At 41.0% G+C, this 25,652-nt stretch carries 24 protein-coding genes and 1 tRNA gene; 20 read left to right on the forward strand and 5 right to left on the reverse strand.

What is annotated here, in order from left to right:
• Positions 1–4: 4 nt before the first annotated feature.
• From PGP85_RS12695 to recO, 5 genes are all read left to right on the forward strand, one after another.
• Positions 5–2,209, forward strand: a complete 2,205-nt coding sequence (locus PGP85_RS12695) for an HD family phosphohydrolase (RefSeq protein ID WP_270327804.1) — start codon at positions 5–7, stop codon at positions 2,207–2,209.
• Complete coding sequence (gene ybeY / locus PGP85_RS12700) at positions 2,209–2,682, forward strand: rRNA maturation RNase YbeY (protein ID WP_270327806.1); 474 nt, start codon at positions 2,209–2,211, stop codon at positions 2,680–2,682. Before PGP85_RS12695 ends, ybeY begins: the two co-directional genes overlap by 1 nt.
• Positions 2,660–3,055 (forward strand): diacylglycerol kinase family protein, encoded by a 396-nt coding sequence (locus PGP85_RS12705; protein WP_010740018.1) that lies wholly within the window; start codon positions 2,660–2,662, stop codon positions 3,053–3,055. Before ybeY ends, PGP85_RS12705 begins: the two co-directional genes overlap by 23 nt.
• Positions 3,056–3,116: 61 nt before the next feature.
• On the forward strand, positions 3,117–4,016 hold the full coding sequence (gene era / locus PGP85_RS12710; protein ID WP_251865979.1) for a GTPase Era: 900 nt from the start codon (positions 3,117–3,119) through the stop codon (positions 4,014–4,016).
• 62 nt (positions 4,017–4,078) lie between these two features.
• The gene (recO, locus tag PGP85_RS12715; RefSeq protein WP_010740016.1) at positions 4,079–4,858 is read left to right on the forward strand and encodes a DNA repair protein RecO; all 780 of its coding nucleotides are present in this window, start codon (positions 4,079–4,081) and stop codon (positions 4,856–4,858) included.
• Positions 4,859–5,228: 370 nt separating this feature from the next.
• On the opposite strand, the gene PGP85_RS12720 is transcribed toward recO, so the two are convergent.
• Positions 5,229–5,618, reverse strand: a complete 390-nt coding sequence (locus PGP85_RS12720; RefSeq protein WP_270327810.1) for a hypothetical protein — start codon at positions 5,616–5,618, stop codon at positions 5,229–5,231.
• A gap of 323 nt (positions 5,619–5,941) precedes the next feature.
• Between PGP85_RS12720 and hisG the strand changes: the two genes are divergently transcribed.
• The 11 genes from hisG to glyS all read left to right on the forward strand — a co-directional run bounded on the left by hisG (position 5,942) and on the right by glyS (position 17,784).
• A complete protein-coding gene (gene hisG, locus PGP85_RS12725; RefSeq protein ID WP_270327811.1) occupies positions 5,942–7,501 on the forward strand; it encodes an ATP phosphoribosyltransferase in 1,560 nt (519 codons plus the stop codon).
• Positions 7,498–8,778 carry a histidinol dehydrogenase gene (gene hisD / locus PGP85_RS12730; RefSeq protein ID WP_270327812.1) on the forward strand — a complete coding sequence of 427 codons (1,281 nt, stop codon included), beginning with the start codon at positions 7,498–7,500 and terminating at the stop codon, positions 8,776–8,778. The genes hisG and hisD overlap by 4 nt, the downstream gene beginning before the upstream one ends.
• Entirely contained in the window at positions 8,775–9,833 is a 1,059-nt protein-coding gene (gene hisC, locus PGP85_RS12735) for a histidinol-phosphate transaminase (protein ID WP_270327814.1), read from the forward strand. The genes hisD and hisC overlap by 4 nt, the downstream gene beginning before the upstream one ends.
• Positions 9,830–10,423 carry an imidazoleglycerol-phosphate dehydratase HisB gene (gene hisB / locus PGP85_RS12740; RefSeq protein ID WP_090402829.1) on the forward strand — a complete coding sequence of 198 codons (594 nt, stop codon included), beginning with the start codon at positions 9,830–9,832 and terminating at the stop codon, positions 10,421–10,423. Before hisC ends, hisB begins: the two co-directional genes overlap by 4 nt.
• A gap of 45 nt (positions 10,424–10,468) precedes the next feature.
• Positions 10,469–11,095 carry an imidazole glycerol phosphate synthase subunit HisH gene (hisH, locus tag PGP85_RS12745; RefSeq protein WP_270327817.1) on the forward strand — a complete coding sequence of 209 codons (627 nt, stop codon included), beginning with the start codon at positions 10,469–10,471 and terminating at the stop codon, positions 11,093–11,095.
• Positions 11,092–11,814 carry a 1-(5-phosphoribosyl)-5-[(5-phosphoribosylamino)methylideneamino]imidazole-4-carboxamide isomerase gene (hisA, locus tag PGP85_RS12750; protein WP_270327819.1) on the forward strand — a complete coding sequence of 241 codons (723 nt, stop codon included), beginning with the start codon at positions 11,092–11,094 and terminating at the stop codon, positions 11,812–11,814. The genes hisH and hisA overlap by 4 nt, the downstream gene beginning before the upstream one ends.
• Positions 11,811–12,569 (forward strand): imidazole glycerol phosphate synthase subunit HisF, encoded by a 759-nt coding sequence (gene hisF / locus PGP85_RS12755; RefSeq protein WP_010740007.1) that lies wholly within the window; start codon positions 11,811–11,813, stop codon positions 12,567–12,569. Before hisA ends, hisF begins: the two co-directional genes overlap by 4 nt.
• A gap of 191 nt (positions 12,570–12,760) precedes the next feature.
• Entirely contained in the window at positions 12,761–13,393 is a 633-nt protein-coding gene (hisIE, locus tag PGP85_RS12760) for a bifunctional phosphoribosyl-AMP cyclohydrolase/phosphoribosyl-ATP diphosphatase HisIE (RefSeq protein WP_270327821.1), read from the forward strand.
• Between the two features lie 17 nt (positions 13,394–13,410).
• On the forward strand, positions 13,411–14,238 hold the full coding sequence (locus PGP85_RS12765; RefSeq protein ID WP_270327823.1) for a histidinol-phosphatase: 828 nt from the start codon (positions 13,411–13,413) through the stop codon (positions 14,236–14,238).
• 578 nt (positions 14,239–14,816) lie between these two features.
• Positions 14,817–15,704, forward strand: coding sequence for a glycine--tRNA ligase subunit alpha (gene glyQ / locus PGP85_RS12770; RefSeq protein ID WP_010740004.1), 888 nt, complete (start codon positions 14,817–14,819; stop codon positions 15,702–15,704).
• A 1-nt stretch (position 15,705) separates the two neighbouring features.
• Positions 15,706–17,784, forward strand: coding sequence for a glycine--tRNA ligase subunit beta (gene glyS, locus PGP85_RS12775; protein ID WP_010740003.1), 2,079 nt, complete (start codon positions 15,706–15,708; stop codon positions 17,782–17,784).
• Between the two features lie 47 nt (positions 17,785–17,831).
• Here glyS and PGP85_RS12780 read toward each other — a convergent pair whose 3' ends face one another.
• From PGP85_RS12780 to PGP85_RS12795, 4 genes are all read right to left on the reverse strand, one after another.
• Complete coding sequence (locus PGP85_RS12780) at positions 17,832–18,773, reverse strand: AEC family transporter (RefSeq protein WP_010740002.1); 942 nt, start codon at positions 18,771–18,773, stop codon at positions 17,832–17,834.
• 42 nt (positions 18,774–18,815) lie between these two features.
• Complete coding sequence (locus PGP85_RS12785; RefSeq protein ID WP_010740001.1) at positions 18,816–20,768, reverse strand: fructose-1,6-bisphosphatase; 1,953 nt, start codon at positions 20,766–20,768, stop codon at positions 18,816–18,818.
• A gap of 76 nt (positions 20,769–20,844) precedes the next feature.
• The gene (locus PGP85_RS12790; RefSeq protein WP_010740000.1) at positions 20,845–21,657 is read right to left on the reverse strand and encodes a pyruvate, water dikinase regulatory protein; all 813 of its coding nucleotides are present in this window, start codon (positions 21,655–21,657) and stop codon (positions 20,845–20,847) included.
• Between the two features lie 11 nt (positions 21,658–21,668).
• Positions 21,669–22,298, reverse strand: a complete 630-nt coding sequence (locus PGP85_RS12795; RefSeq protein ID WP_010739999.1) for a helix-turn-helix transcriptional regulator — start codon at positions 22,296–22,298, stop codon at positions 21,669–21,671.
• Between the two features lie 245 nt (positions 22,299–22,543).
• On the opposite strand from PGP85_RS12795, the gene PGP85_RS12800 reads away from it, so the two are divergent.
• The 4 genes from PGP85_RS12800 (at position 22,544) to PGP85_RS12815 (ending at position 25,649) form a co-directional block, all read left to right on the forward strand.
• Positions 22,544–22,615, forward strand: a tRNA-Glu gene (locus tag PGP85_RS12800).
• A gap of 154 nt (positions 22,616–22,769) precedes the next feature.
• Positions 22,770–23,822, forward strand: a complete 1,053-nt coding sequence (locus tag PGP85_RS12805; RefSeq protein WP_270327824.1) for a 1-aminocyclopropane-1-carboxylate deaminase/D-cysteine desulfhydrase — start codon at positions 22,770–22,772, stop codon at positions 23,820–23,822.
• Positions 23,823–23,995: 173 nt separating this feature from the next.
• Entirely contained in the window at positions 23,996–24,454 is a 459-nt protein-coding gene (locus tag PGP85_RS12810) for a hypothetical protein (protein ID WP_010739997.1), read from the forward strand.
• A gap of 721 nt (positions 24,455–25,175) precedes the next feature.
• Positions 25,176–25,649, forward strand: coding sequence for a hypothetical protein (locus PGP85_RS12815; protein ID WP_270327825.1), 474 nt, complete (start codon positions 25,176–25,178; stop codon positions 25,647–25,649).
• Positions 25,650–25,652: the final 3 nt, after the last annotated feature.

A 25,652-nucleotide genomic window follows, 5' to 3' on the forward strand; every position in this document is an offset into this window, starting at 1 on the left:
TTGGATGTTAAATCGACCCATCAATAACTTGCTGAAAAAGTTAGGTTCAAAATTTATTCCGATCATACTAGGTGTTTTTTCGACTATTTTAGTTTTGTCGATGCTCACCAGTGTGATGCAAAAAAGTGTGGACTATAAAGAAGGTCAAGTGGCAACAGAAAGTATCCGTGCTAACAAGACCATTGAAAATAAGACTGAAACGAATCAGAAGCGGCAGCTTGCCTCTGAGGCAGTTACACCAGAGTATACTTATCAAGCTGATTTAGCCCAGACACAACACGATCGGGTTAGTCAGTTGATCACGTTGATCCAAAAGGCGAATAGTGAATTAGATAAAAACTATCAAACCAAAGTGTCGCAGGCGAAAGATGGAGAAAAAGTTCCGCAGCCTACAGTAGATGAGCGTGTTGCAGCAGTTAAAAAGAATTTTGAAGGCTTGGATCAAGACACGGTCACATTCTACCAACAGCTTCCGGAAGAGTTTTATCAATCAGTCGTACAACTTAGCTCAGCTGATTTGACTAAAGTTGGGACTGAAAGTCTGAAACTGTTAGATGAGCAAATGGCGAAGCGGATTCGCCAAAGCGATCTTGCTGAATATAAACAGCAGGCGGTCGATAAAGTTCAAGGATTAGGATTATCTGACGAAGCTGCGCAAACAATGCGTTACTTGTTAGAAAAGGGAATCATTATTAATGACTCTCTTAATCAAAAACGAACGGATGAATTAAAAGAACAGGCAAGTGACTCTGTTCAGCCAGTCATGATCTTCCAAGGTGAAGTGATCGTTCGTGAAGGTAGTCAAATAGACGCAAATGCGATTAATAAATTAAAATTATTGGGACTAACCAGCTCAAGTACCTCGGTATTCCCATTGATTGCGATGTGTTTGGCTGTAATCTTACAAGGCGTTTTGTTATGGTTCTACAGTCGCCAATTTGAAGTTGAATTCCAACGCGTACGTTTCATTTTGTTCTACTGTGCAACGATGACTATCGGTGTCCTTATTATGAAGATATTGCAGTCTTTCCAAGGCAGCACGTCTAATAGTCTGGCACTATTCTTCCCAGCTGCCTTTATGCCGTTGATCTTAACGGTCTTTGTTAATCGACGGGCAGGTGCGCTATCGGCTGTCTTCCAAACTGTTTTTGCTTTGTTTATTTACTACAAGGCGATTGGAACGAATATGCTGCCGGTTATTTTGATGACGTATCTTTTCTCTGGAACATTAGCCGTTATGGTAAAACAAAAACGGTTATCTGATCAGGTTAAACAAGCCTTGCTATGGATTGTGGCATTTCCAATTATTTGGTCGATTATTTTAAGTATCTACCAAGGAATGTCCTTTACCGATTCACAAACATGGGGCTTGCTGCTTGGAGCTTTCGCGGCCAGCATCTTGTCCTTTATTATGGGAATGGGGCTGCAGCCGTATATTGAGATTTTAGTAACGGATAGCGGTGTGATCACTTTAAATGAGTTAAGTAATCCCAACCACCCGCTGCTAAAAGAGCTATTAGAAAAAGCACCTGGGACCTATCATCATTCGATGATGGTGGCGAACTTGAGTGCAAATGCGGTGGCCGAAATCGGCGGTCGTTCACTCTTGACCCGAGTCGCTTGTTACTATCATGATATCGGTAAGATTCGATATGCGAACTTCTTCGTTGAAAATCTACCGACCGGGGCAGAAAATCCCCACAACTTCCTATTGCCGGAAGACAGTAAGCAAATTATCTTCGGTCATGTCATTGAAGGCGCGAAGATTTTGAAAGAATACAAGATGCCGCAGATGGTGATCGATATTTGTTATCAGCACCATGGAACGACGTTGATGAAATTCTTCTATTTTAAAGCAAAAGAACGGAATCCAGATACGACAGAAGCAGATTTTCGTTATCCTGGACCTAAGCCTCAGACACGTGAAGCTGGGGTCGTGAATATTGCCGACAGTTGTGAAGCAGCCGTCAGAGCGATGGATCATCCATCCATTGATAAGATTACAGAGTTTGTCCATAATTTGATCGAAGAACGAATCAGTGATGGACAGCTAGATGATTCTGGCTTGACGCTAAAAGAGATTCGGATGGTTGAAAAATCATTGATTAACGGATTAAGCTCAACCTTCCATTCACGGATCAAATATCCGAGAATGCAATCAGAGGCGGAGAAGATGAAAGAAGAGCAAGAGAAAAAAGGGGAAGAGTAATGGATATTACCTTTATTGATGAAACAGAGCAGGTCTCTGAAGAAAAAATCCAAGAAATCGATGGTGTGCTGCAATTTGCGGCGGATTATTTAAAGCTGCCGGAAGATACGGAAATGTCCGTTACGTTTATGGATAATGCGGCGATTCAAGTCATCAATCGAGATTATCGCGGAAAAGATGCGCCGACAGATGTTATCAGTTTTGCATTGGAAGAAGAAGGCGAGGATGAAATTCCAATCATCATGGATGAGGAAGATCCGATGCCGCGTAATTTAGGTGATATTATGATTTCGACGGAGCGTGCTCGTGAACAAGCAGCAGAATATGGGCATAGTTTTGACCGCGAATTAGGGTTTCTAGCCGTACATGGCTTTTTGCATATCAATGGGTACGACCATATGACACCTGAGGATGAAAAAGAGATGTTTGGTCTACAGAAAGAGATATTAGATGCCTATGGACTTAAAAGATAAAACGGAAAAAAATAAGCATTTTATCACGTCTTTAGAATTTGCGATTCAAGGAATCAAGACGGTTTTTCAAGAAGAGCGCAATATGCGTGCCCACGTCGTTTTTGGATTGATGGCGATTCTTGTGGCCTTCTTACTGGGCGTATCCGTACTTGAATGGCTCTGGATTTTTCTGGCCGTTTTCCTAGTCTGGATCGTGGAGATCATCAATACAGTATTTGAAAATGTGGTGGATATGGTGACGGATTGCCATTTTCATCCAATCGGGAAAAAAATCAAAGATATGGCTGCCGGTGCAGTCTTAGTGACTTCGATATTTGCTGTCATCGTAGGTGTGATTATCTTTTTACCCAAAATTATTGAGCTCTTTCTTTAGTGAAAAGCTGCAAAACTCGAAAGTATCAACAATTTTCTTGCTATAAGAAAGGAACGTTTACATGACAGAACATAAATCAGGGTTTGTAGCAATCGTTGGACGACCGAATGTCGGCAAATCAACATTGCTAAATCGCATTGTGGGGCAAAAAATTGCCATCATGAGCGATAAAGCGCAAACCACCAGAAATAAAATCCAAGGTGTTTACACGACACCTGAAGCACAAGTTGTCTTTATTGACACTCCCGGTATCCATAAGCCAAGACATCGTTTAGGCGATTACATGGTTGAAATGGCCTACAGCGCTTTAAGAGAAGTTGATGCGATCATGTTTATGGTTAGCGCCGATCAAAAGCGCGGCCGCGGGGATGACTTCATTTTAGAACGTTTAAGCAAACAAGAGGTTCCAGTTTACTTGGTCATCAACAAGATCGATACGATCCATCCAGATGAGCTTCTGGCGATTATCGATGATTATCGTAAGATTATGGACTTTAAAGAGATCATTCCAATCTCAGCGACCGAAGGAAATAATGTTGAACATCTATTGGATACGATAGTCGATCAGATGGACGAAGGCCCACAGTATTTCCCAGATGATCAAATTACCGACCATCCGGAATACTTTATCGTGTCGGAATTAATCCGTGAAAAAGTTTTAAGCTTAACACGTGATGAAGTTCCACATTCTGTAGCGGTCGTGACAGAAACAATGAAGCGCGACGAGAACGACAAGGTTCGTATTCAAGCAACGATCATTGTGGAACGAACGAGTCAAAAGGGAATCATTATCGGCAAAGGCGGCAAGATGTTGAAAAATATTGGCACGCAGGCTCGTAAAGATATCGAGACGCTTTTGGCTGACAAAGTTTATTTAGAGCTTTGGGTTAAAGTCCAAAAAGATTGGCGCGATAAACAAACCTATCTGAAAGATTATGGATATCGTAAAGACGATTATTAAAATGGATACAGAGCTTCACGATTCTATCGTGGAGCTTTTGTCATCGAAGTGGAGATGAATCTATGGCACAGATTGGCGAAACAAAGGGGATCATTTTATTCAGTCGTGATTATAAAGAAAAAGATAAGTTGATCAAAATATTCACTGAGTCTGCTGGCAAAGTGATGTTTTTTGCCAAAGGAATTCATCGTGCGAATAATCCTTTGAAGACAGCAGTCCAGCCATTCACTGAAGCGATATTTATCGGGAATTTGAAGACAGACGGGCTTTCTTTTCTGAATAGCGCAAAAGATGTTCATCCTATGCGAAAGCTGCAAGAAGATATCTTTTTGAATGCCTATGGTTCCTATATTCTAGGTTTAACTGATGCGGCGATTGAAGATCATGTTTATGATCCGGCGTTGTACGGATTTACACTAGAAGCTTTGCAGCGGATGAATGACGGTGCCGACGGTGAGACGATCATGAATATCTTTGAGGTGCAGATCATGCAGCGGTTCGGTGTTTCGTTGAACTGGAAGGCTTGCGGGGTATGTGGAAAGAAAACGGGAGCCTTTGATTTCTCTTCGAAGTATAATGGGATTCTTTGTGAAGAACATTGGCATTTAGATCAGCATCGTTATCATGCCGATCCGCGGGCCATTTATTTTTTACGATTGTTCAACAGTGTGACGTATGAGAATATCAATACGATCAATTTGAAACCCGAAACAAAAAAAGCGATCCGGCAAACACTGGATCAATTGTACGAAGAATATATTGGCTTGCACTTAAAGAGCAAAAAGTTCATTGATCAAATGAGCGAGTGGCAAGATGTATTAAAACCAAAAGACGAAGAATAATCTGCAACCCCTAAACTAGGTGCTGCAGATTATTTTTTTGCAAATAAGCAGCCACATAAAACTGGCGATAAAAGAGAGAAAAAGATAAAGGAAGAGCATTTGAACGTTTAGTTGATTTTGATAGATAAAGGCTGAACCAAATGTCCCGATGATAAAAAAATAGCAGAAATAAAAAAGTGCTCGTAATGAAGTATTTAATGTTGTTTTGGCTTCAATAAAGTAGGAAGCCATCAAGAACAACAATACAATGACGATATTGAATAGACTTTAGAGAGAAAAGCCGTTGATAGATAGGTCTTTTACCCAAGCAAATAGAAGAGATCCGATAAATAAGACCAAAACAAATAGAAGATTGCTCATTCTTTTGATTTTAGGTTTTTGTTGCCCCATAATTAGCTCCTTTGAACAAAAATTCTGCAGCTAAAATTGAAAGCCCAGTGTAAAGCAGCGCAACAATCGCCAATAGGATGAACGAGGTGTAATTCACGAGGCTATTGGTAATAAAGCCATCAACTACTAAATAGAGAAATGCACTGAGGGAGTAAAAGACGAAAATTAAGATACGCTTATTTTTAAAGCGAGCGGCAAAATATCCTGCAAGGTAAGCTGTACATAAAAATATTGTAGGTAAAAAATTGGCGAATATCGGTGAATGGTTTAAAGAATTCGCAATCAGTTTTATTGAAAGGGTGAAGCCTATGAGCAGCATCAAAATAAAGAGCGGTTTTTCTCGCAAGAATAAATCTAACTTTTTAAGCATTTTATATTCCTCACTTTCAAGACCAGCCGTCAAGTTCTATCTAAAAGTATAGCAGAAAAAGACTGTAGACTTAGAAAAATCTAAGAATCAGCTGTCATATCGATTCTTTTCTTTCAGCGCTTTTTCTAAAAAGTGAGTTGTTTCACAGGTTACCATTGCTAATTTATGGCAAAACAATTAATATTGTTAGAAAACACTAATGTTTTTTACTGAAAAGGATTGTATGTTTCGCTTTTGCTTTATTACAGGTAGCACAATGGTGTCTGACATTTTTTTTCTGTAAGAGAAAATAAATACATAAATAGGAATTAGGAGTGATAAGTGTGGAAGAATTATGGAAAGTATTAAGACCAGAAGAACAAATCGAACTGAAGCTAAGAAAGTTGTATACTCAGCATCATTTTCAACCTTATCACTTAAACAACTTTGAGGAATATGGAAACTATCAGCAAAGCTACAATTTTTTACGGAAGTCATCGATCATTACCTTTACCGGAAATGACGGTCGAACGATGGCCTTAAAACCAGATGTAACACTGTCGATTGCTAAGAACACACCAGCTGGTGAAGCGCGAAAGGTTTATTATGTCGAAGATGTATATCGGCATGATCGCCAGGCAGGTGAATATCAAAAAATTTACCAAATTGGTCTAGAGATCATTGATGAGATTACTTGGGAAGATCAATTAGAAGTATTGAAGCTTGCTTGGGAAAGCTTAGCCCAGGTTGGTGAAGGAACATTGGATCTTTCGCATATGGGGATTCTGAATGGAATCTGTGATCGTTTCCCAGAGGAAGATCGGCAAGATGTTTTGGATTGTCTACGAGATAAAAGTTCTCATGGGATGGATGTCCTTACGGAAAAAGCTGGTTTATCCAAAGAAGAATCAGAAAATCTGGCCAAATTGGTTCGGATGTCCGGGGATTTTGAAACGAAATACCAACGAGCAAAAGTTTTGTTGGCGGCGTATCCCAAAGCACAAGCAGGCTTAGAAGAGTTGAAGCAATTATACAAAGCTTTGCAGGAAGAAAATTTATCTGAAAAAATTCGTCTGCGCTTGGATTTTTCGATTATGAATGATGCGGATTACTATAGTGGATTGTTATTCCAAGGGTTTATCAAAGAAGCGCGGGAAACGATTCTTTATGGTGGACGCTATGATCGTTTGATGAGTCGTCAAGGCAAGGATCAAGGAGCGATTGGTTTCGGGATGAAATTGAATCATGTCGGACAAAAGCTTCCTACAGATACAGAAAGTTCCGAATATCTGAACATCGCTTTACCTAAAGGTCGAATGGGTGATGCGGTTTATGATCTATTCACGAAAGCAGGCGTCGCCGCAGAAGGCGTCTTCGAGGACAATCGGAAATTGATTTTCTGCGATGAAGACAATAAGCTGCGCTTCTTTTTAGTGAAGCCTAGTGATGTAGCGATCTATGTGGAACATGGGGCCGCTGATATCGGTGTTGTGGGTAAAGACATTCTATTAGAAAGCAAAGCAGAGGTCATCGAATTTCTTGATCTGCATATGGGAGCTTGCCGCTTGGCAGTCGTTGCTCATAACGATTTTGAAGAAGATTTTTCTCGACCATTGCGCGTTTCGACAAAATATCCGCAAATCACGCGCGAGTTTTATGAAGGGCTTGGGCGCTCCGTAGAATTGATTCACTTACATGGATCGATTGAGCTGGCACCTTTGTTGGGACTATCGGATGTGATCGTCGATATTGTCGAGACAGGTACAACGTTAAAAGAAAATGATTTGAAGGTTATTCAAGAAATCGCACCGTCATCTGCTCGCTTGATCATTAATAATGCGACATGGCGTTTTAAACAAGAACGAATTCAAAAGGTGATCGAGAAGGTGAGGAAGCAGCTATGAGAATTTATTCAACACAAAAAGATCAATTAGCCGATATTTTGGCGCGAAAATATTCTGAGACAGCGGATGTTTCTGCTGTTGTAACAAAAATTATCGAACGTGTGCGGACGGATGGCGACCAAGCACTCTATCAATTAATAGAAGAAATCGATCATGTCACTTTGGATTCCTTAGCTGTCAGTCAGGCTGAAATGGATGCTGCATTGAAGACAGTTTCACCAGAATTGTTGGCCGTGATGAAGCAGGCGAAGGAAAATATCTTGTCTTTCCACCAAAAGCAAGTTCGTCAGGGATTTGTTTCTACTGAGGAAAGCGGCGTTGTGATGGGACAGAGAATTCTTCCTCTAGCACGAGTTGGCGTATATGTACCTGGTGGAACTGCTGCTTATCCTAGTACCGTTTTGATGGATGTGCTGCCGGCAAAAATCGCAGGTGTACCCAAAATTGTGATGATGACGCCGACAGATGATGCAGGCAATGTTCCAGCAGCGATTTTAGCAGCCGCTTCAATCGCTGGAGTAGATGAGATTTACAAGGTCGGCGGTGCTCATGGGGTTGCGGCTCTTGCTTATGGAACAGAAACGATTCCGAAAGTAGATAAGATCGTAGGGCCGGGAAATATCTATGTAGCGACCGCTAAAAAGATGGTTTACGGCGAAGTCGATATCGATATGATCGCTGGACCAAGTGATGTATTGATCGTAGCGGACCAAAGTGCGAATCCTCGCTGGATCGCAGCTGATCTTTTGGCACAGGCCGAGCACGACAAATTGGCACAAGCGATTTTAGTAACAACAGAAGAATCCCTGATTGAAAAAGTTCAGGCTGAAGTAGACCAGCAAGTAGCAGAATTGCCGCGTCAAGAAATCGCAGCGGCGGCGATTGATACTAATGGAAAGATTATTTTGGTGAAGGATTTGGCAGAGGCTATCGCAATCGCCAACCAAGTCGCGCCAGAGCATCTCGAATTATCTGTGGCAGAGCCGTTTGCTTTGTTAGGAAAAGTTGAAAATGCCGGCAGTGTATTCTTAGGACATCATACGCCAGAAGTTTTGGGTGATTACTTTGCCGGACCGAATCATACATTACCGACAGAAGGAACCGCTCGTTTCTATTCACCTTTATCAGTGGATGATTTCATTAAGAAGAGCAGCTACTTGTATTACACAGAAGAAGCGATGAAAGCCGTGGGGCCCGCGGTAGAATTATTTGCGGAAACCGAAGACCTAATGGGGCATGCCCGTTCGATGAAAGTACGAAGAGGTGAAAATGAATGACCTTTTTAAATCAAAAATATCTAACATTGACTCCCTATACACCTGGTGAGCAAGTTGATGAGCAGGAATACATCAAATTAAATACCAATGAAAGTCCGTATGCACCTGCACCGGGCGTTCAGGAAGCAGTTGCGGAGGCTTCACAAAAGTTGAATCGCTATTCGGATATTGCGGTGGAGGTTGTGGCAAAGCCATTGGCTCAGTATCTAGGTGTGAAGCAGGAACAGCTCTTTTTAGGCAACGGCAGCGATGAAGTGCTTTCGTATATTTTTCAAGGCTTTACGGAAAAAGGGATCGCGTTTCCCGATGTGACTTATGGCTTTTATCAAGTCTATAGTGGATTGTACCAAGTGGATGCGACGGTTGTTTCATTGAATGAAGATTTTTCACTTGAACTCAAAGAATATGATGAGCTGAAGGGAACGGTGATTTTTGCCAATCCCAATGCACCGACAGGAATTTATCTATCGCAAAAAGAAATCTGTGAATTTTTAGCACGTCATCCGGATCGCTTGGTAGTGGTGGATGAGGCCTATATTGATTTTGGCGGTAAATCAATGGTTTCCTTGATTGATCAATATAAAAATTTATTAGTAGTAGGAACCTTTTCAAAATCCCGCCAACTGGCCGGTGCACGTTTAGGCTTCGGTGTCGGGAATATCGAATTGATCGCAGATTTGAATCGTTTGCGCTTCAGTTTGAATCCTTATAATGTCAATAGTCTGACTCAAGCAGCCGGCGGCGCTGTTTTACAGGAACAGGCATATGTGGACCAAAAAATTCAAGAAACGATCCAAGTTAGAGAATGGAGCAAGCAAGAATTGACCAAACTCGGCTTTGAACAAACGGATAGCCAAGGAAACTTCTTATTTGCCAAGCATTCGAAACTAGCTGGAGAAACACTTTTCCGCGCTTTAAGAGAAAATAAAATCTTAGTGCGCTGGTTCAATCAACCTCGAACAAAGGATTATTTACGGATCACTATAGGTACACAAGAGCAAATGGAGCGATTGATCGCAGTTTTGACAACGATACTAGAAGGGGTGGACGCATGAGAAAAGCAGAGGTAACACGCAATACATCTGAAACAAAGATTCAGCTGACGTTGACAGTAGACGGTACCGGACAACAAACAATCAAAACAGGTGTGGGCTTTTTAGATCATATGTTGGAATTATTCGTTCGGCATGGTCGTTTTGATCTTGAGCTTGTTTGTGATGGAGACATTGAAGTCGATGCTCATCACACCACGGAAGATGTTGCAATCGCGATCGGTCGTGCTTTTTCTGACAGCTTAGGCGAACGTCGAGGAATCAAGCGTTATGGCAGTATGCTTCTGCCGATGGATGAAGCGTTAGTGATGTCAGCGATCGACATTAGCGGTCGTGGGATGGCCGTTGTCGAACTGGATATTCCTAGTGAAAAAATTGGTCAGCAGTTCGATACTGAATTAGTCGAAGAATTTTTCATCGCTTTTGCCCGTGAATTAGGTGCGACGATTCATCTGCATCAAGTTGCCGGAAAAAATAGTCACCATATTGTCGAGGCCTGCTTCAAAGGCTTTGGTCGGGCATTAGGCGAGGCTGTGGCGATCAATCAATTAGCACCAGATGAGATTCCATCAACCAAAGGGACAATTAATTAAGAGGTTGAAAAGTGAATTCGTTAGTTACGAACTAGGAGGGAATCTATGCTAGCAATTATCGATTACGGCGTTGGCAATTTGTTCAGCTTGTCGCGCTCATTGGAATATTTGGAAGTGGAATGTAAAATTACACGCTCATTAGACGAATTGAAGTCTGCGGATCGAATCATTCTGCCGGGTGTCGGAGCGTTTGGCGACGCACGAAAAAAACTAGAAGAATTATCGCTAGTCGAACCGATTCAAGAATTGGCCGCATCCGGCAAACCTTTTTTAGGAATTTGTTTAGGGATGCAGCTGTTGTTTGATAAGAGTGAAGAATTCGGTGAGCATTTGGGACTTGGGTTGATTCCCGGTCGAATCGTTTCGATGCGTGAAGCATTCGATCAAGCGAATATTGACCTTAAAGTACCGCAGATCGGCTGGAATAAATTAGATGTACAAAATGCTGAAAGCCCGCTGGTGAAATCGCTGGGGGAAAATGATTTTGTCTATTATGTCCATAGCTATTATGCGACGGATTGCGAAGAGCATTTAGTCGCTGATAGTGAATATGGACTCTCGATTCCGGGAATTGTGCAAAATAAAAATGTTTTTGGTACCCAATTTCATCCTGAAAAAAGCGGCGATGTTGGCTTGAATATCCTAAAAGCATTTACGGAGGTGCCAGTATGAAAATATTTCCAGCAATCGATCTCTTAGATCAGAAGGTTGTTCGCCTGTATCAAGGCGATTATGATCAAAAGGAAGTGTTCGGTGACGATCCTGTAGCTTTTGCGCAATCTTTTGAAAAAGCCGGAGCGGGGTATCTGCATCTTGTGGATTTGGATGGTGCCAAAGCGGGTAAACTACATTATTTTGGGATCGCAAAAAAAATTGTTGAGAACACGAATCTTTTCGTAGAAGTTGGCGGCGGTATCCGTGATGAAGAAACGATCGAACATTGTTTATCCGCGGGTGTGGATCGGGTCATTCTCGGTACGATCGCTCAAAAAGATCCTGAGTTCACGCAGGCGATGCTGAAAAAGTACGGTAGTAAAATCGCTATCGGTGTCGATGCCAAGGACGAAAAGGTAGCCGTAGAAGGCTGGTTGGAAAAAACTGAAACGGACGCATTCGAATTTTGTCAGCAGCTAGTCGAGTGGGGCGCTGAGACAATTATTTTCACTGAAATATCTCGTGACGGAACTGGCGAAGGGATCAATTTGCCGTTATATGAAAAACTCAATCAGTTGAATATTGAAATCGTTGCTTCAGGCGGTGTCGCTTCTTTGAAAGATATCGAAGGATTGAAGAAGTTAGGCGTTTCCAGCGCGATTGTCGGCAAATCATTATACAACGGAAGTTTAAAACTTGAAGATGTTTTAGCAACAGGCAAGGAGGACGGCCAATGATCGCAAAACGAATCGTGCCATGTTTAGATGTTCGCGATGGGCGCGTGGTTAAGGGTGTTAATTTTGCTGGTCTGCAGGACGTCAATGATCCAGTGACTTTGGCTCGTTTTTACAATGAGCAGGGTGCGGATGAATTGGTTTTTTATGATATTACAGCTTCAGCTGAAGAACGCGGCTTATTCACTGATATTTTGAAGGGCGTTGCTTCAGAAGTATTTATTCCTTTAACAGTTGGCGGCGGGATCAATGAGGTGTCTGACTTTGAACGAGTCCTGAACTGCGGAGCGGATAAGGTCAGTGTCAATTCAGGCGCGATCCGACGACCTCAGTTGATTGAAGAAGGCGCGAAACGTTATGGCAGCCAGTGTGTTGTTTTGTCAGTCGACATTCGTCGGGTGGGGGATCAGTGGCATGTTTTTGCTAAAGGCGGCCGAGAAGATACGGGATTGGAAGCATTGGAATGGATTCGCCAAGGCGAACAATTAGGTGCTGGCGAGTTAGTCATCAATAGTATGGATACTGATGGCGTAAAACAGGGATTTGATCTGAAGCTGTTGAAAGCAGTCAGTGAGATTACAACACTGCCGATCGTAGCATCTGGCGGTGCTGGGAAAAGTGAAGACTTTATTGATCTGTTTCAATTGCCCAAGATCGAAGCAGGTTTAGCCGCATCGATCTTCCATTATGGTGAAGTAAAGATTCCAGATCTAAAAAAACAATTGATGGCGGCAGATATCCCTGTCCGGATTGTTTAGATTGCCAGTTCCGAGCAAGATTAGAAGAATGATATACGGGATGAAAAATGAATATATTAGTATTGAATAAGGATGCCAGTTCTTCTTCTTGCTTTAGCAAGATTAGTAGAATGGTATACGGCATGAAAATCGACTTTATTTTTCGCTTTTTGAAAAATGAATACATTAGTATTGAATAAGGAGTGACCCACATGACGAAGTTGAAATTTGACGATCAAGGATTGATTCCGGTCATCGTACAAGATGCCGAGACCAATGAAGTTTTGACGTTGGCTTATATGAATCAGGAAAGCTATGACTTAACGATAAAGGATCAATTAATGACGTTTTATTCTCGCAGCCGCAAAGAATTATGGCGCAAAGGGGAAACTAGCGGGAACTATCAGCATCTTGTTTCGTTAAAATTGGATTGCGATCAGGATGCACTGGTGGCGAAGGTTAAAAAAGAGGGACCTGCTTGTCATACAGGAGCGGAAAGCTGCTTTAATGAAAGTTTATTCGGTGACGATCAGCAAGCGACGATTGATGCGCTTTACGAATTAGTCAAAGGTCGTAAAGAGGCACCGCAAGAAGGAAGCTATACAAGCTACTTGTTTGAAAAAGGTGTGGAAAAAATCTTGAAGAAGGTCGGCGAAGAATCGACTGAGGTAGTAATTGGCGCAATGAAAGAAGATCGGACAGAAACCGTTTTCGAAATTTCTGATTTGGTGTATCATGTTCTTGTACTGATGGTAGAGATGGGAATTGATTTGGCAGAAGTGCGCCAAGAATTAGCGAACCGTCATGTTGTCGATAAAAAGGTGAAGCAGGAACGGTTGCAGTAAAAAATTGGAGGTCAGCGATGTTTTATTCAAACGCACATACCCACAGCACCTGGTGCGATGGGAAAGATACTTTAGAAGATATGGCGCAAGCAGCGATTGATTTGGGTTTTACTGATCTAGGATTTACGTGTCATTCACCAGCACTGTTTGATCCTAGCTGCTTAGGTGTCCAAAATGAAGTGGCCTATCAGGCGGCTTTGCGTGAACTAAAAGAAAAGTTAGCGGGGAAATTAAACATCAGTTTAGGATTGGAATGGGATTACTATAGTGCAGATCCAATTGCCGGTTATGATTATACGGTTGGCTCCGTGCATTATTTTCCGCCGCGTCAGGGTATTTTCCGCAGTGTCGATGAAAGTCCTGAAAGCTTAATGAAGACTTTGGATGAGTGGTACCAAGGGGATAAGATGCAGCTGGTTCAGGATTATTATGATACGGTAGTAAAACATATTCAGCGGAATCGTTCGAAGATCGTGGGACATTTTGATTTGATTACGAAGTTCAATGAGAAAAATCCTTGGTTGGATGAAGACAGCTCAGAATATCAAGGAATCGCATTGAAAACGTTGAATGACATCGTCGATATTATCCAAACATATGATGGAATGGTGGAAATCAATACCGGTGCAATTTCTCGTAATTGGCGAACCAAGCCTTATCCGAATCCATTTTTATTGAAACAGTTGAAGGAAAGAGAATGTCCAATTATTATTACCAGCGACAGCCATGAGACAACGACGCTGACATGTCATTTTCCTGAAACTGTTGAATTGTTAAAATCAATCGGTTTTACAGAGACAATGCAATTGAAGGATGGTATTTTCCAGCCAATCTCTTTTGACTAACAGAAAGATTTGACAAAAGGGGTCTGGTGTCGCTATTATAGAACCAAGTTGAATAGGTGCGATGATCAAATTTAGAAATTTGTGGAAATCAAAGCGAGTTTGGGCCGGTGGAAGCCAAGCAGGGAAACAAATTTTGTTGGCGTTTGTGAGCACGTTTAGTTAAAGCTGCCAAGCATTTGCTTGGAAGTAGGGTGGAACCGCGTTGATACGTCCCTATGTCGATTTTTTCGACATAGGGACTTTTTTTGACAGTTTTTCTTCCTGCCTAAGCAGGTTAGAAAAATGTTATGCGTACGAAGATAACATTCATTTTTCTGTGCTTTAGAAAAATGGGTTCCTCTTTTTTGAGTTAGCTGCGAGTTCCACTCCGTACTTTTAGTACGGTTAGTGGAATCGTATGCGTGGTGAAAGTAGGACTTATTTTTCTGGTTTTTTGAAAAATAAATTCCATAGTAAGAGCTAGCTGGCAGTTGCCAGTTCTACTTTTCACCTGAGTCGACTCCCAATCGAAAATGCTCCAACCGCCCACCCCGCTAGCAAATGTAAAGTTACATAGTAAATATACAGGAGGAAAAAGAATGAGTAAGTTAACAGTGCAAGAAATGATTTTGACGTTACAGAAGTTTTGGTCAGACAATGGCTGTATGTTGATGCAAGCCTATGATACAGAAAAAGGAGCGGGGACGATGAGTCCGTATACTTTTTTACGTGCAATCGGACCTGAACCATGGCGTGCGGCTTACGTGGAGCCATCACGTCGTCCGGCTGATGGTCGTTATGGAGAAAATCCAAACCGTTTGTATCAACATCATCAATTTCAAGTAGTAATGAAACCTTCACCAAAAAATATCCAAGAATTGTATTTAGACAGCTTGCGATTATTAGGGATCGATCCATTAGAACATGATATTCGTTTTGTAGAAGACAACTGGGAAAATCCTTCAATGGGTTGTGCCGGTGTTGGCTGGGAAGTTTGGCTTGATGGTATGGAAATCACCCAGTTTACCTATTTCCAACAAGTCGGCGGTCTGCAAGTGAATCCAGTAACCTCTGAATTGACTTATGGTTTGGAACGTTTGGCTTCATACATTCAAGAAGTAGACAGCGTCTATGATTTGGAATGGAGCGCGGGTGTTAAGTACGGCGAAATCTTCAAACAGCCGGAATATGAACATTCTAAATATTCATTTGAAGAAAGCAATCAAGAAATGCTTTTGGATAATTTTGAGAAATTTGAAAAAGAAGCAAAACGCTGTCTCGATGAAGACCTTGTGCATCCAGCGTATGATTACATTTTGAAATGCAGCCACACCTTTAACTTATTAGATGCTCGCGGAGCTGTTTCAGTAACGGAACGTGCCGGCTACTTGGCTCGTATCCGTAATATGGCTCGTTCTGTAGCGAAGATCTTTGTGGCTGAACGGGAAAAACTAGGCTTCCCATTATTGAATCAGGAGGGCAAATAAGATGGCGAAAAATCTACTATTAGAAATCGGTTTAGAAGAAATGCCAGCCCACGTGGTTTGGCCAAGTATCAAACAATTAGAAGAAAAGGTGTCAAAATTTTTATCAGAAAACAGCCTGACTTTTGAATCAATCGAGACCTTTTCAACCCCTCGCCGCTTGGCGATTCGAGTGACGAATATTCCTGATCGTCAAGAGGACGTGCAAGAAGAAGTCAAAGGTCCAGCGAAGAAAATCGCGTTGGATGCTGAAGGTAACTGGAGTAAAGCTGCTGAAGGGTTTGTTCGTGGGCAAGGCTTAACGACGGATGCGATCACTTTCCGTGAATTGAACGGTGTGGAATATGTTTATGTCACAAAATATATCCACGGAAAAGAAAGCAAAGAAGTCTTGACTGGGCTTTTAGATGTTGTGAAGAACATGAACTTCCCAACTATGATGCATTGGGGCGACACGATGTTTGAATACATTCGTCCAATTCATTGGATCGTTGCACTACTGGATGAAGAAGTGATTCCATTTGAATTATTAGATGTTACAACTGGACGAACGACAGAAGGACATCGTTTCTTAGGCGATCAAATCGAACTTGCTGATCCAAGTGAGTACGAAGCAAAATTGGAAGAACAATTTGTTATCGCAGATGCTCACAAACGCCAACAAATGATCGTAGAACAAATCGAAGAGATTGCTGAAAAAAATAAATGGGTGATCGAGCTTGATCCAGTTTTATTAGAAGAGGTGACGAACTTAGTTGAATACCCAACGGCTTTTGTCGGGGAGTTTGATGAACGTTTCTTATCTATTCCAGAAGAAGTTTTGGTTACTTCGATGAAGGAACACCAACGCTATTTTGAAGTACGTAATCAAGCAGGTATGCTGCTACCGCATTTCATCTCTGTTCGTAACGGAAACAGTGTGAAATTGGATAATGTAGTTAAAGGGAATCAGAAAGTTTTGGCGGCTCGTTTAGAAGACGGCGAATTCTTCTTTGAAGAGGACAAAAAATTATCGATCGACGACTGTGTCGAAAAATTGAAGAACGTTACTTTCCATGAAAAAATCGGCAGCATGTACAAAAAAATGCAGCGTGTCGGGTTGATCAGTCAAGTCATTGGCGGACGTGTCGATTTGAGCGAGGAAGAATTAACCGACTTGAAACGTGCGTCTGAAATCTACAAGTTTGACTTAGTAACAAATATGGTTGGCGAATTCCCTGAACTACAAGGGATCATGGGTGAAAAATATGCTTTATTGAAGGGCGAGAAACCAGCTGTTGCCGCTGCTATTCGGGAACACTACTTGCCGAATTCTTCTGAAGGCGAACTACCTAAAACAGCCGTTGGGGCTGTTTTAGCGATCGCGGATAAGATTGACAGTGTATTAGGTTTCTTCGCTGTAGGGATGATCCCAAGCGGCTCTAATGACCCTTATGCATTGCGTCGACAAACTTACGGAATCGTTCGGATCGTCGAAGCGCAAGGCTGGACGTTCCCATTCACCGATATGCAAGGGGCAATCGTGGATGCAATCAACGAGGATGTTTTGGATTATGGTGTTCATTTCAATCGCGACCAAAAAGAATTTATCGAGTTCTTTAAAGGCCGGATGCGTCAACGTCTGCAAATGTACAATGTCCGTCACGACATTATCGATGCGGTATTGGATTCTCATCAGGATGATTTAGTTCAAGTCTTCAAGACGGCTCAAATCTTCGATCAGCATTTGTCAGATGAGCATTTCAAAGAAGCGATGGAAGCTTTGACTCGTGTCATTAACTTAACGAAGAAAATGGACCCGACGACGATTAATTTCAAAGTTGATCCTAAGTTATTTGAAAATGACAGCGAAAAGGAATTGTTTGCTGCGGTAAAAGAAGCAGAAGATGAATTTGCTAACCAAAGCATGGCTGAAAATTATCAAACCTTGACGAACTTGCGTCCTGTGATTGAGCGCTACTTCAACGCTACAATGATTATGGTAGACGACGAAAAAGTTCGCGACAATCGTTTGAACCAATTAGCGATCATTGCACGCATGGCGAATGCCTTAGCAAGTATTGATAAGATCGTCACAAAATAGTATAAGCTGAATACAAATAAAGCCTTCGAGCAAATGCTCGAAGGCTTTTATAGTATCAATTTTAATAATAGCGGAATATAGGCAAGATAAAGCAGGACAGAATAACCTAAAGCGGAAGCCGCGAATTGCTGGTCAGCCTCATAAGAACGGGCCAAGATCGGCACAGAATTTTGGACAGGCATCGCTGATTGAATAATAAAAACTGACAGCATCAATGGCGGTACGCTGATCCATTGTCCTAATAACCAGACGATCAAGGGGGAAAGGACATAACGACCAATAATCACACCGACAATATCTTTATTCAACGTTAGATTTTTGATCCCCACATTGTAAACGATAATGCCAATGACGAACATCGATAAGGGTGTGGTCAAGTTCGCAAGATAACTCAGGAAGGTTGCGATCGAGTCTGGAACAGTGAAGTTAACTAGAACCGCACATAAACCAATTAAAAAACCTAATAGTGCTGGAGAAAAAATCTTTTTCAGAATCGGCAATAAATGAAAATTGACTGTTGCCTGTTCGATCTTAGGGTTATCACGAGCGATGAAATAAATGCCCAACGTCCAAAAGATCGTCGTATTGACGATGTAATAAAGCAATACATAAGGGACTGCCCGTTCTCCGAAAATCGCCAAGTTGATCGGCAACCCAATAAAGATTGTATTGGAGCACGTAAACATCGTCGAGAAAATTCCTTTGCGTGTCGGAGTAATTTTAAAAATGCGCTGATAAGCAAAGCTGATGACAAAGGTCAGCAGCATAGAGATCAACGGAATGACCATCCCGCCGACTAACTGCAGGAATTCTGAGCGAGAAAAATTTTTAGTGATCGTCAGAAACATATTGCATGGTAAGGCGATCTGCAAGACCAGTTTGGAGAAAGCATCCCCGATTTGATTGGAAAACCATTGTTTGTAGGTCAGCAGATAGCCGATGAACATTAAAACAAAAATAAAAAAGATATTGATATATGCGGAAACCATTTTTTCACCTCGAAACTACTATACAGAAAAAAGCGAGTGTCATCAATTGTTGATGACACCCGTGTTTTCGTTTTTATCTTGGTAATTTAACAAACCGGTTAAATTTTCGATCTGTTCTTCGAGACTATCGCCGATTGTCGTGTCCTTAATCAGGATTCGTTTCAAGTCTTTATCGATTACGCGTTTCAAGGAAGTTTCATCAGCTTGCTTGTCTAATAAGTTTTCAATAGATTCAAATGGATCATGGGTAACAAGCTGGAATCCGTAAGAATTATTCAGCAGCGAGTAGCCAGCGATACCGGTGGTTTTTTGATAGGCCTTAGAAAGTCCGCCATCAATGACAAACAGCATGCCTTCACCTTTGATCGGCGATTCGCCGCTTTTGACCTTCACGGGAGTGTGCCCATTAATGATTCGTGAATTTGGCGAGTATAAGGCAAATTCTTCTAAGATCATTTGGCAGGTCTCATGGGTATCGCGAAACTGGTAATAAGGATTTTTAATTTCTTTATGGGTCTTCTTGTCGGCAATGAAATAACGTTCGAAAGTCGTCATTGCGCTTTTACCAAACTGCGGTGAAATTTTCCCGGTCCAGCAATACCAGATCCAATCGGCTGCGGAACTATCTTTGTTCTGACTCTGACAGCCAGAGCGAATCTGTTCTTCAAAGAAGTTCAATAAATCTTTTCCGGCATAATCCTTGCCATCAGCATTTAGCGGAAGAAAACTGCCGTCAGCTTTCAGCGGCAGACAGCCATGGAATAGCAGATGCTGGTTGTAGACCAGGTACATCGATCCCTTATCCAAAAGCAGCTGCATGTGTTCCTGCATCTGTGCTGATTGCTGGAAGGAAGCCAATAACATGTCCACCACATATTCTTCTTGCTCTGTTAGCGCGTGAACATCGTTTTGCAAGGTCTGGAAACAGCTGCCCTGTAAAGGATAATCTTTTCCGGCAAGGCGAATCGTATCTTTGTCGAAATTAATCTTTTCAAATAATAAACGATCCTCCATTTGGAAATCAGGGTGCCGCTTAATCAATTGACCCTCTAGTTTAAATTGCAGGATCGACAACGCCTGATGGACTTTTTCCAAGCTGTCTAAGCTTTCGATGGAATAACTTTCACTGCTATTTTTTTCCTTTGGTGTAAAAATCGAATTTTTTTGATAATGCTCCTCCGCATACATGAAGAGTGGACGAAGGTTCAAGGCATAAGCCTGTTCGATCTCGTAAAGGTAATTGTAGCGTGCAGCGATCCGCAGCAAAGTCATCAGACAAGCTCGAGAACCTGCGTAAGCGCCCATCCATAAGATGTCGTGATTTCCCCACTGAATATCGACAGAAGGGTGCTGACAGAGCTTATCCATGATTTTATCGGCTTCAGGCCCACGATCATAGATATCGCCGACAACGTGGAGATGGTCAACGACTAAACGTTGAATGCTTTGACACAAGGCAATAATAAACGGCTTGCCTTGTTCTAAATCTAAAAGATGGGTCAAAATTTGATCGAAGTAAGCCGCTTTATCTGAATAGTTCGTATCCGTATACATTAATTCTTCTATGATATACGCGTATTGTTTCGGTAAAACCTTCCGAACCTTTGAACGAGTATATTTGGTTGAACAAAAAGCCAGCAGCTCTAACAGCTGGCGAATCTTTTTGCGGTACCAAGAACAATCACGATAGGCATAAAAATCTTTGTCATCCAACGATTCTTGCGGATAGGCAACAAGGATTGTCAGCTTATCCTTTTCATGTTCTGTCAAACGGTCGCCGAAGAGTAAACTGATTTTTTCTTTAATGTTACCAGCACCAGTCCGCAAAATATGATCAAAGGCAGAGAACTCCCCGTGAATATCACTGATGTAAAGTTCGGTTCCTTTGGGCAGATGCATGATGGCTTCCAAGTTAATCAATTCAGTCATGATCGCCTCCTTGGTACTAAATTCTTTTTCCAACATTTGATAGTATTTTTCACGGGTTGATAGCATAAATGCGCTCCTTATTCATAGTAATGAATCCATTCTTCTGGTGAAAAAATCATTTGGATCTTTATAGAAAGAAATTTTATAAGCAGTTATCTAAGTGTTCGCAGATCAGGGTCGCTGATTCTTCGATCGATTTATTGGTGACATCTAGAGTAAAAGCACCTAAATCGTCATAAACGCCTAACGCGTAATCCACTTCTTCTTTGATGCGATTGATATCTGAATAACGAGAGTTTTCAGCCAATCCCAAAGAGTTTAAACGACTCATGCGGATTTTTTTCTGAACTTCCGGCTCGATCACCAAACCGATGATTTTTTCTTTCGGAACTTTTTTGATTTGTTCAGGTAAAGGAACTTCCGGAATCAATGGCAGGTTTGCTACTTTCAACCGATTGTTTGCTAAATACATGCTTAATGGAGTTTTAGAAGTACGAGAAATACCTAATAAAACAAGATCCGCTTCTAAAAATCCCTTCGCATCTTTTCCATCATCGTATTTCACTGCGAATTCGATGGCAGCAACACGATCAAAATATTCCTGATTCAATTTATGAACGACACCAGCTTGCTGCAAAGGGGCAACACCGGTTTTTTGATGAACGATATCCATGAAGTGGCTCATTAAATTAATGTATTGCAGGCCTGTCCGATCACCGAAGTCTTCGACGATTTTGGTTAAGTTGTCGCTGACCAAGGTCGTTACTACAACCGCGCTGTCCTTTAACGCATCGCCTAGAATGCTTTTTAATTCTTCCTCATCTTTAGTGAAAGGAAAACGATACGACAAATCAAAATTTACTGTAGGAAATTGCGCTGCGGCGGCATTCACTAATTTAAGAGAGGTTTCACCGACTGAATCAGAGATCATGTATAATGGTACACTTCTTTTCATTTTTTTCGCTCCTATCGATTGGTTTCAGTTTGTTTTGCTTGCTGCATGATATAATTAAAAATCCGTGATTTCGTAATTTTTCCAATCACTTTTTTCGGATCGTCTTCGCTGACTACGGGCAGTGAGTCCACTTGATAATCAAGTAACACTGCTCCAGCTTCTAAAATAGTGTAATCCTTCGTACACGTTTGCAGATGCGGGGCACGGGTCATAACGACCGCAACCGGCGTACTTTGCAAATTACTGTTTAAGGATGCACGCAATAGGTCCTTGCGCGACAATAGTCCCACCAAGTGCTGTTCCTTATCTGTCACATAGATGGAGCCGACATCGTACATAAACATGTTGGTGATCGCATCATGTATGGAGGTGTCTTGCGGTGTTAGCAGCGGAGACAGCATAATCTCTTCAACTTTGACGGAAAAGATTTTATCAAACAGGAACTGTTCGATTCCCACACCCGTATAGGTGTAGCCGACTTTGGGACTTGCTTCCAAAATACCTGCCATTGTTAAGAAGGAGAGGTCGGTTCGTAAAGTAGCATGCGAAATTCCTAAGTGGTCAGCGATTTTCTCGCCACTCAGTGGTTGATCGCGTTTGACGATCTCGATGATTTTCTCTTGCCTTTGTGATAGATTCATAAGTCCTCCTAGTAATGCATTCTTTTTTCTTTGAGAAAAAATGAATTTGATTGTCTTTCATGGGCCATTCAGAGGGTAATACTAAAAATGAATGACTTGAATACACACCCTATTATACACGTAATAACTATATAAACAACATGAACGATTAAATAAACACATATTTAATAAATTGCAAAAACAGAGTGTAAATACTTTCTAAAAAAATAATTTAGCAGTATAATTCTTTTTGTTGAGAAAAGCACAACCCGTTAGTCAAGGGGTCAAGACGCCGCGTTCTCAGCGCGGAGGCACGGGTTCAAATCCCGTACGGGTTATAATGAAAAAAGAGTCGTTCGATCAGTATGATTTACTGGTCGAGCGGCTTTTTTTGCGAATACGTTCAATTAAGAAGAGTCGAAATCAGTGTGCACTTGTGAGGATAGGTACTATATACTGAGAGGTATAAGGTATTAAGTAAGGAGGAGCGTAATGGAATCCACGAGTGTAAAGCAATTGCTGCAGCAAAAGCCGAAGGCAGATTTAGGTTTTTATCCCACACCGTTTTATCAATTGAAGAATCTATCTAAACAGTTAGGTGTTACTCTGTTTATCAAGCGGGAAGATTTTTCTGGGCAAAGCCTGTTTGGCGGGAACAAAATTCGAAAGCTTGAGTATTTGATTGGAGACGCGAAGGAACAAGGGGCTGAATATATTTTTACGTTTGGCGCGACACAATCCAATCATGCGATGCAAACGGTAGAAGCCTGTCGAAAAGAAGGTTTGACACCGGTTTTGTATCTCGTTGCTTACGTTGAACCAGATGAAAATGATCTTCGGAGTAATCTGCTGCTGGATAGAATTTTAGGTGCAGAGGTTCATGTCATCTTAAAAAATCCAGGGGAATCAGATGCCGAAGTTGATGCGCGTTCAGTCAAATTAGCTCGAGAGCATATGGCGCGACTAATTGAAGAGGGACATAAATGCTGCGAAATTCCAATGGGTGGTGCCAGTCCGATTGGTACAACTGGTTTTATTGATGGTTTTGTGGAACTGGCAGAACAAGCTGCGGCGTGCGATCAACAATTTGATTATTTAGTCCATGCGACCGGTTCGGGCGGTACGATGGCGGGTTTAGTTGCCGGAAAAAAATTGTTGGATCATCCCATGCGAATTCTTTCTTTTGACGTGATTGGTCATGATGCAAGTTACTTAGAGAATTCGGCTGCCTTGGGAAATAAAAGTTTAGAGCAGTTAGGCGTCAGTGAACAGCTGACAGTCGATGATTTTGAACATGACAATAATTATTATTTGCCCGGCTATGAAATGCCCAGCGATGCGGCAAATGATGCAATTCGTCTATTGGCAAGAGAAGAAGGGTTGTTTTTAGATCCAGTCTATACAGGCAAAGCCTTTGCCGGAATGTTGGACTATATCAGAAAAGGGATTATCCCACAAAATAGTTCGGTGATATTTCTGCATACAGGCGGTGCTACGGCTTTGTTTGCAGAAAAAGAAATTTTGGGTAATCTGTTGGATAGTTGATTCTTTCAAGGAGGCCTTAATAATAGATTTAGACCACTGACATTTGTTAGTGGTCTGCTTTTTTTGTAAAGATATCTTTACATAGATAAAATCGAGTGATAAAATTTAGTAAAGATATCTTTACGTTAGGGAATAGCTGTACAAGAAATTTACTAATTGGAGGAGAAGACAAAATGGAAGTGATTGTGAAGTGCATAATAAATATTATAGGTTTTACGATTTTCTTTTTAGGATTGAGTTCGATTATTCCTTTTCTTTCGACGCTCAGGAGTTCGATTAAGCAGCATACTAGTAATGAATTTGAAAGAAAGATTATTTTAGAAACAGTATTGACCGGTGTGGGACTGGTTATAATCTTGAGTATTGTTCGCTGGAAGCTCCCGACCATTGTATCCGCAGAATTACTTCAAAACTTTTGGTCAAGAGATCAATATATTGTTGCGATAATTGGTCACGCAACTTTTGATGTGCATTATATTTGGTTTTATTGTGCACTGATTGGATTCATCTATAGGATCAAACAAGTTCAGTATGGGGGATTCTCTAAGAATATTTTTGTTAGAAAAAGTCTTTTACCTATATTAGCTGTTTCAATGTTATGTACTCTTGTGCCATTTCTTTTAGGGGGATGATAAATAATTCTTTTAGGTAATCATCATTGAAAGAGTGCAATGTGAGTTGAAATTATAATAAAACTTTAGGTTGCAGACCACCTCTTGTAAAAGAGAGAGTAAAGTTGGAGGAGTTAGATATGTTAAGAATAATTCGTATGGTTTTGTTTACAGGGGTGTCTTTGTATTCATTTATCGGTATTTTTTTGGTTTTAAAATTTTTAGTGAATTTCAAACGTTACGATGAGTTGGAGAAGAGAGTGGTTATTGATTCATTTGCTATGAGTATGATTATTATCATGATTGTGAATCTAACACAGTTAATTTTAGTATTAATCATGCCTATCGGATTTCAATCTCTAATATCCTCTGATTCTCTGGTTACTGGCTCCCGTTCTCATATTGACAGTTTTTTCTTTAATTGTTCAGTTTTTGGGCTTACTTACATGATTCGGCGCTATCACTTTGGCTTAATGAAGAAGAGATATATTTTATTAATCATAATATACATTTTCCTAATTGTATCAATGACAACTATATATAACTATTAATTAAATAAACGTCTTTATTCGTTGATGTTTAGGATTTACCACGTTTAAGACAAAAAAGCTCTTTTTTACGATCACCCTTCAAAAGTGACCAAACTTAGTAGTATAATGAGAATTATTTTATGAAACGTTTTCTTAGGGTTGTTGCATTATTTTTCATAGAATAATGAAAATAGTTGAGTTGGAGTGATTAGATGGAGAAGCATTTGAAAAAGGCAAAAACGTGGAATATGGTTTTAATTGTATTAACACTAATTTCAGTCGTAACTGGGTTGGCGGGCTTACCTAAGTCTCTAAATCCTAAAATGAGTGACTATAAAATATTGGGGGATTATGGTCAGCAAATGTTTGATTATCTAAACAGCCCCATAACCAAAATTATATCTGTCTTATCTTTAGTTATTACGATTGCTTTATTAGTTTTCTATTTTAGAGCGAATAAGAAATTGGCAGATGAGATTGCGCCGACAAAGGTTCCTTATTACGTTTATATTGGTTGGAGTATGTTGGGGTTAGTCATCAATTTGATGATGCAGCCGAAGATGCAGATGGAAGGAATGGATTTTACGCTTGTGACGGCAATCATTGGGATTGTGTTCCAAGTGATTTTCTTGATTCCCGCTATTCTTGTCATCGTCCACTTATTTAAAGCAGAGCCAGAGGAGTAGTCA

The sequence above is a fragment of the Enterococcus malodoratus genome (genome assembly GCF_027659535.1).
Taxonomy (GTDB): domain Bacteria; phylum Bacillota; class Bacilli; order Lactobacillales; family Enterococcaceae; genus Enterococcus_A; species Enterococcus_A malodoratus.